This window comes from Anabaena sp. UHCC 0253 (genome assembly GCF_009712085.1).
Taxonomy (GTDB): Bacteria; Cyanobacteriota; Cyanobacteriia; order Cyanobacteriales; family Nostocaceae; genus Dolichospermum.
In genome coordinates, this window is sequence record NZ_VILD01000001.1 from 664,186 (window position 1) to 670,944 (window position 6,759).

Genomic DNA, 6,759 nt, shown 5'->3' on the forward strand with positions numbered 1-6,759 from the left:
CAGCAAGGGAAGCAACGCCCAAACCAACACAGCAACACAGCAACTCCCACCCGTAACCGTTGCAGATTAGCCAGCGCAGTCCGGCAACTAGCACATTTTTCTGTGTGAGAATGGTATCTATCTAATAAATCTTCCTTCGGTAATGAGGGTGATAAAGTTTTACCAGGAAACGGATCAACACTATATTGATTCACCCATGAACGCAACTGAAAGACAAACAAATCTGCCTTAGTTGGCAAATAAAACGCCTTAGTAAAATTACCACTACCACCACGTTCTTCTAGATACCGTTCTTGATGATGCAAGAAAATTTGGTCATCTTCTAAAACACTATTTTGCCCAATATGTGAATACCAGCGCGGAGTCAACTTCAAAAACAGTCCTGGTATTTTGGCAGAGAACTTGAACGGAAAAATTGCAAATAGCCGACATTCTCCCTTGCGAATAGGAGTGGCATAAACCACCGTTAAAGTCCTACCAAACTGTTTAGAGGTGAGATCATGCCACATCAAACCAGGAGCAATAAAAGTAGTATATTGTTTTCCTAAAGTACCTTTGCGGGGTCCTTCTTCCCAAACTCCTTTAAATCCCCATTTTCCAGATTCTACAACTGCCAATTCCACCGGAGATACATTCGCTCGATTGCCGACAGTACGGTGATGGGTGTAAGGAATATGACTGGAATCAAGGACGTTTTCCATCAACGTCAAAGCATCATAAGGGATATCTCGAAAAGTATTCAGACAGGTCCAACTGTCTGGGTCTTCGTCTAAAATGTCAACAATGGGAACTTTAGTTTTAGCTGCATTTTCCGCAGTACCAGGATAAACAAACAACATTCCTTGCCGAACTGTGGTCGGGAATGAAGTCGCACAGGCACGTTGAGAAACTTCCGCTTTTCCTCCCTCAACTTGTTGGGGAATAATTGAACATTTTCCAGTTCCTGAAAAAGCCCAGCCATGATAAGGACATTCTAACAATCCATCCTGATTAATTCTTCCTTCCGATAGTGGCGCTAACCGATGAGGACATTGGTCTAAAAATGCTCGCCACATCTGTTCATGATTATCCCACCATAAGACAAGATCCCGTTCTAGCAAGGTGAAACGAGTCGGCTGAGATTTATCTAGATCTTCAATATAATGGACAGGATACCAAACTTCTTGCCAATCAAAACGTTCTGGGTCGAGTCCACCTGCGGGGAGTGCTTCTGTTGTTATAGTTTCAGATGTGATTATTTGAGAAGATGTCTCTGACTGGATCATGCTATTGGACATGGTAGAATCAACAATGATTTTGATTTGTTATCCAAGACTAAATTAACAATTTTTTAATCCCCCTGACAGATAGATTTCAAAAATCTGCCAATTGTCTAAGATTTCAGCAGTTCAAGCTAAAACATTTTAACACTATGGTAGTAGATACGGGAAAATGTGCAGCAGCTAAAACAACTTTGCGTCAGGCATTAACTGCTTGTGATGGTAATACTAAGGATAAAAATGTAATTGCTGCAATTGAAAATCTCCAATCTCTGAATCCAACTACAGCACCAGCCCAAAGTGGTAGTTTAATGGATAATCAATGGTTGTTGATTAGTGCGCCGAATTTTCCTCAAAGTGAACAACTTGCAGATGGCAGATTTGCCTATACTTTGGGTCGTCTCGCTTTCAATATGTTTCAACCAACAAAATTAAAAGTGGTGATTGATAGAGTTTACCAACCTGTCTTTTTATTAGGAAATGGAGAGCAGCGATCGCATGATATTATTGTGGAATTTACGACTATTGATGAATCTGTTCCTCAACTATCTGGAATTGTTCGCAATCAAGGCATTTGTCAGCCTCTAAGTGATAAAGTGCTGCAAGTTGAATTTACAGGAGGAATTTTAAAACCTCAATCTTCAACTAATATAGATGATTGGAAAGCGGTTTTTGGTGAGCAAGGTAAATCTCAAACAAGAAGTTGGAAAGACAGTTTAATGTCTGTTTTTTTGCGGTTGATGTTTGGTTTAGTTCCTCCAAAAACCATGAATTCTGAAACTGGAGAAGTTGCCTTTATGATGAATCGTTCTCCCAAAGGACGTTTAGAAATCCTTTATTTAGATGAGGAACTGCGGATTACTCGTGGAGAAAAGGGAACTGTTCTAGTTTGTGAACGAATCTAGAATTTACAAAAAAGGGAACAGGGAACAGGGAATAATCTAGACATTTAAAAATGCACAAACTCCAAAAAAGGAACTTGTGCATTTAAAATAATAAAACGGGCGAGGAGGGATTCGAACCCCCGACACCGTGGTCCGTAGCCACGTGCTCTAGTCCACTGAGCTACACACCCTTGACCCACGAGTTTTATAATAGCACACACTTTCCCAATGACGCAAGATAATTTTTCAAATTCTTCTCAACTAACTCATCTGGATGCCCAGGGAGAAGCTCAAATGGTTGATGTATCAGGCAAAGTAGCCACTATTCGCCAAGCTGTAGCCACTGGCAAGGTGCGGATGTTACCTGAGACATTTGCCGCTATTCAAGCCGGTAACACTCCTAAAGGTGACGTTTTGGCAACTGCGAGGTTAGCAGGAATCATGGCTGCTAAACAAACAGCTAATTTAATTCCTCTCTGTCACCCCTTACCCTTGCAGAAAATCACCGTTGAGATTATCCCCGATGCCCAACTACCCGGTTATCAAATTGATGCTACTGTGAAAACTAAAGCGGAAACAGGTGTAGAAATGGAAGCTTTAACAGCGGTATCTATTGCTGCTTTAACTTTATACGATATGGCTAAAGCCTTAGAAAAAACGATTCAAATAGAAGCGATTCATTTAGTTAGTAAAACAGGTGGAAAGTCTGGGAATTGGGGTTAATTCTACTATGATAGGACTTACGCAAAATATCTCTGAAACCCTCTTTTCTATCCCTAACGGGACGCTTCGCGAACGTTTCCTTCGTTCCTTCGTGGTTCGTTCCTTCGTGGTTCGTTCTTTCGTGACTTGTTCGTAAGTCCTGTATGATAGAAATTGGGGAATTTTAACCCAGAAAAACTAATCATGACTCAACTAAAAACCAAACTCACTCTCGAAGAATTTCTGGCACTTCCCGAAAGTGATCTTGTTTATGAGTTTGTTAACGGTGAATCTGTACCTAAATATAAAAACGAACAAATGTCTCCTAAATTTTTTCATGGGTCAACCACAGGAGCATTATTTATACTATTATCCACATGGGCGCAAGAAAAAGGTCGTGTTGTCGTGGAATGGGGGATTAAATTAACAAGGAATCAAGAAAATTGGCTACCCGTACCTGATTTGACTTATGTTTCCTATCACCGTCTTCCTGCTGACTGGCTTAAAGACGAAGCTTGTCCTGTGATACCAGAATTAGTTATTGAAATTATTTCTCCTGGCCAAACTTTTGGAGACATGATCGAAAAAGCTACTTATTATCTTCAAGCTGGTATTTCTCTGGTTTGGATAGTAGATACAATCTCTCAAACTATCACTGTCTTTACAGCATCTTCTCTTCCTGTCACATTTCGAGAACATCAAGTTATCACTCATGAAATATTACCAGAATTAGAAATTACTACCCATACTATTTTTCAACGTGCTGGTTTAATTCGTTAGGTCTTGTTTGCTATCAAAAACGGTGTTGATGCTAAAGATGATAAAGCCCGTTCTTTTTATGAGCATTATCCATTTATTGGCTTTCCTGATTATTCTCATCGGCTTTTTTTGATGATGGAAACGATCGCTAAGATGATCAATTCAGATTAAATAAATTTACTCAAAAACTACGGTTCTATTTCCATAAACTAAAACGCGATTTCTTAAATGCAATCTTACAGCCCTTGCTAACACAATTCTTTCTAAATCTTTACCTTTTCTAATTAAATCATTTACCTCATCTCGATGACTTACCCGCACTACATCTTGTTCAATAATTGGTCCTGCGTCTAAGTCAGCCGTAGCATAGTGGGCTGTTGCACCAATAATTTTTACTCCTCTTTCAAAAGCCCGATGATAGGGATTAGCACCAATAAATGCTGGTAAAAATGAGTGATGAATATTAATAATTTGTGGAAATTTTTCAATAAAATCGGCGCTAACTATTTGCATATATTTTGCTAAAACTACTAAATCAATTTTGTATTGATGTAGTAACTCTAATTGTTTAGCTTCCTGTTCTTGTTTATTATCTTTAGTAATAGGTATATAATGGTAGTCAATGCCAAATTGTTCAACTACTGGTTGTAAATCGGGATGATTACTAATAATTAAGGGAATTTCTGCATTAAATTCTTTAGCGCGATATCTCCAGATTAAATCATAGAAACAATGATCTTGACGACTTACCCAAATAGCGATCCGGGGAAGAGTATCAGAAAAGTGTAATTCCCATTTTGCATTTAAAGGTTGGGCGATCGCATTAAAAGCAGGTGCAATTAAATCTTTGGGTAAATTAAATCCTTTCAATTGCCATTCTATGCGAGTTAGAAATAGTCCAGCCTCAAAATCTGTATGCTGATCTGCATGATTAATATTACCACCATTAGCATAGATGAAATTGGCAATTTTTGCTACTAATCCTCTTTGATCTGGACAAGAAATTAATAAGGTTGCTGTTTGTTTTGTCATAAAATTTTTCAAGGTTAGATATTAGATTTAGCTTTTATTCTCATTTCTGCATTAATTATTTGTGGGAGTTGGAGAAGGAAGACTAGGTAATGATTGTATATCAGTTTTTTCTTCTATTTGTTGCCATTCTGATATGTCTCGATTAACTGCATTAACAAAATCCTTAGAAACTAATAATAAGTTCATATTTTGATTAGGATCAGCTTGAGCATATAAAAATTGATTATTAAAATCACCTTTACCTAAAATCAATTGATGACTTTGTTGATTTTTCAGTTTAACATCTATAGTCGCCACAGGTTTATCTAAACCAAATTCTGATAATTCAGTAGGTAAAACTGATACTGTTCTTTCGCTTTTTCCCTTAACTAATAAATCCATTAAATAAGAAACAATTGCATCATTCGCTAGTGTTGATATGGGAGATTTGATTTCCCATTGGGGTTTTTCAGAGGTATTCCTCTTTTCTAGTTGCAATATTGTATCTTTAATGTTAATAGTTAAAGATTGGACATCTTCAGCGGTAAAATCAAAGATCTTCTGCTTTTGGGCGTTGATTTCTGTTTGCTGAATTTTGCCTTTTATTTCATAAAAGTAGACAAAACTTCCTAAACCAAGGGCTAAAAGTATTAAAATTAAAGTCGTTTTTGGCAATTTCATATTGATAGTGAATTAAGAAAATCATCTAATTATTGAGAAATTAAAACCGCTTCCCGCCATTTTTGCACTGAATTAATTATATAGATGCGATCGCTATATTTTAACATTTCTATGGTAATAATTTCTTCTTTTATTTTACCTTGTGCAAGTAAATCAGCGCGAAAAGTCCCAGCTAACAATCCACAAATGACAGGAGGTGTCAATAATTCTCCATTTAAATCCACCACAATATTACCAATACAAGTTTCTGTAATTTCACCTCTTTCATTCCATAATAAAACATCATCACAATCAGGAAAAGCAGCTTTTGCTATTTCATAAACTTGGCGATTAGTTGTTTTATGATACAGAAATACATTATTAGAGTCAACTGGTGTGCAACATATACCTAATTTGACAAAGGTTTGATTATTCACAGGAGATAAGGGCGTAGTCTGATATGTAATTTCACCATCAGAATCTAACAATAATCGTATTTTATAAGGTTGATTTAAAAATGATTCTGTTAATTTATCAAGTTGAATTTTTAGTTTATTTAGTTCCAAATTAAAATCAAAGTAAATTGCTGAATTTTGCAGACGTTGTAAATGATAATCTAAAATAAAATAACCATCATCAGGCTGCCATAATATTGTTTCTAAAAGTGAACAATCTGGTTGATTTAGGGTAAGAACTTGGGCTTTAATCTGACATTCTTGATATTCATCATTACTTACAGAATCCCAAACAATTCCTCCCCCTACTCCATATTCAGCTTGACTATTTTCTTTATCAATTAACACAGTCCGAATAGCAACATTAAATTGTGCTTGACGTTGGGGACTAATAAAGCCAATGCACCCAGTATAAATCCGTCGCGGTGTATTTTCTAAATCATGAATAATTTCCATAGTCTTAGTTTTAGGTGCGCCGGTAATAGAAGCACAGGGAAAAAGCGCCCCCATAATCTCACTTATAGAAGCTGTAGTTGTGGCTGTGACAGTAGATGTCATTTGCCAAACTGTGGGGTATTTTTCAACATTAAATAAACTGGGAACTTTGACTGTACTAATATTAGCCACTTTTCCCATATCATTGCGAATCATATCCACAATCATCACATTTTCAGCACGGTTTTTTTCTGAAAAATGGAGCTTATTCGCAATATCATGATCTGTTACTAATGTTAAACCTCTAGCTGCTGTTCCCTTCATGGGAAGAGAGGTTAACTGATTACCGTCAAGACGAAAAAAGAGTTCAGGAGAAGCAGAACAAATAGCAAAATTATCAATATCAACATAAGCCCCATAATCGGCTTTTTGGGCTTGTACTAATTTGAGAAATAATTGCCAAGAATCGCCACTAAAAGCCGTATTTAGGCGGAATGTGTAATTAACTTGATAAGTTTCCCCCAAAGCAATATATTTTTTAATCTCGCTAATGGCTTGATGATATTCTATTTCACTTACTGAAGGTTTCCAATT

8 protein-coding genes and 1 tRNA gene are annotated in these 6,759 nt (G+C 36.8%); 4 read left to right on the plus strand and 5 right to left on the minus strand.

Features of this window, described 5'->3' with window-relative positions; genetic code table 11:
* On the minus strand, window positions 1-1,277 hold a 1,277-nt coding region (locus tag FJR38_RS02945; RefSeq protein ID WP_168535290.1), incomplete at its 3' end, for a Rieske 2Fe-2S domain-containing protein.
* A 134-nt stretch (window positions 1,278-1,411) separates the two neighbouring features.
* Between FJR38_RS02945 and FJR38_RS02950 the strand changes: the two genes are divergently transcribed.
* A complete protein-coding gene (locus FJR38_RS02950; RefSeq protein ID WP_168535292.1) occupies window positions 1,412-2,164 on the plus strand; it encodes a PAP/fibrillin family protein in 753 nt (250 codons plus the stop codon).
* A gap of 96 nt (window positions 2,165-2,260) precedes the next feature.
* Here the strand turns inward: FJR38_RS02950 and FJR38_RS02955 are convergent.
* A tRNA-Arg gene (locus FJR38_RS02955) sits at window positions 2,261-2,334 on the minus strand.
* A gap of 37 nt (window positions 2,335-2,371) precedes the next feature.
* Here FJR38_RS02955 and moaC point away from each other — a divergent pair.
* From moaC to FJR38_RS02970, 3 genes are all read left to right on the plus strand, one after another.
* Window positions 2,372-2,866 (plus strand): cyclic pyranopterin monophosphate synthase MoaC, encoded by a 495-nt coding sequence (gene moaC / locus FJR38_RS02960; protein ID WP_168535294.1) that lies wholly within the window; start codon window positions 2,372-2,374, stop codon window positions 2,864-2,866.
* 183 nt (window positions 2,867-3,049) lie between these two features.
* Window positions 3,050-3,625: a Uma2 family endonuclease gene (locus tag FJR38_RS02965; RefSeq protein ID WP_168535296.1), complete on the plus strand. Its 576-nt coding sequence runs from the start codon at window positions 3,050-3,052 to the stop codon at window positions 3,623-3,625.
* A gap of 3 nt (window positions 3,626-3,628) precedes the next feature.
* Window positions 3,629-3,775 carry a hypothetical protein gene (locus FJR38_RS02970; protein ID WP_254449327.1) on the plus strand — a complete coding sequence of 49 codons (147 nt, stop codon included), beginning with the start codon at window positions 3,629-3,631 and terminating at the stop codon, window positions 3,773-3,775.
* A 6-nt stretch (window positions 3,776-3,781) separates the two neighbouring features.
* Here the strand turns inward: FJR38_RS02970 and purU are convergent, their stop codons facing one another.
* From purU to pabB, 3 genes are all read right to left on the minus strand, one after another.
* The gene (purU, locus tag FJR38_RS02975) at window positions 3,782-4,636 is read right to left on the minus strand and encodes a formyltetrahydrofolate deformylase (protein ID WP_168535298.1); all 855 of its coding nucleotides are present in this window, start codon (window positions 4,634-4,636) and stop codon (window positions 3,782-3,784) included.
* 51 nt (window positions 4,637-4,687) lie between these two features.
* Window positions 4,688-5,296: a DUF4340 domain-containing protein gene (locus FJR38_RS02980; RefSeq protein WP_168535300.1), complete on the minus strand. Its 609-nt coding sequence runs from the start codon at window positions 5,294-5,296 to the stop codon at window positions 4,688-4,690.
* Window positions 5,297-5,325: 29 nt separating this feature from the next.
* Window positions 5,326-6,759, minus strand: a 1,434-nt coding sequence (pabB, locus tag FJR38_RS02985) for an aminodeoxychorismate synthase component I (protein WP_168535302.1), incomplete at its 5' end; no start/stop codon positions are given.

Excerpts from the sequence above, each read along its gene's own strand:
- moaC (WP_168535294.1), top strand. The coding sequence starts at position 2,372 with ATGACGCAAGATAATTTTTCAAATTCTTCTCAACTAACTCATCTGGAT.
- FJR38_RS02950 (WP_168535292.1), top strand. The coding sequence starts at position 1,412 with ATGGTAGTAGATACGGGAAAATGTGCAGCAGCTAAAACAACTTTGCGT.
- FJR38_RS02965 (WP_168535296.1), top strand. The coding sequence starts at position 3,050 with ATGACTCAACTAAAAACCAAACTCACTCTCGAAGAATTTCTGGCACTT.
- FJR38_RS02980 (WP_168535300.1), bottom strand. The coding sequence starts at position 5,296 with ATGAAATTGCCAAAAACGACTTTAATTTTAATACTTTTAGCCCTTGGT.
- purU (WP_168535298.1), bottom strand. The coding sequence starts at position 4,636 with ATGACAAAACAAACAGCAACCTTATTAATTTCTTGTCCAGATCAAAGA.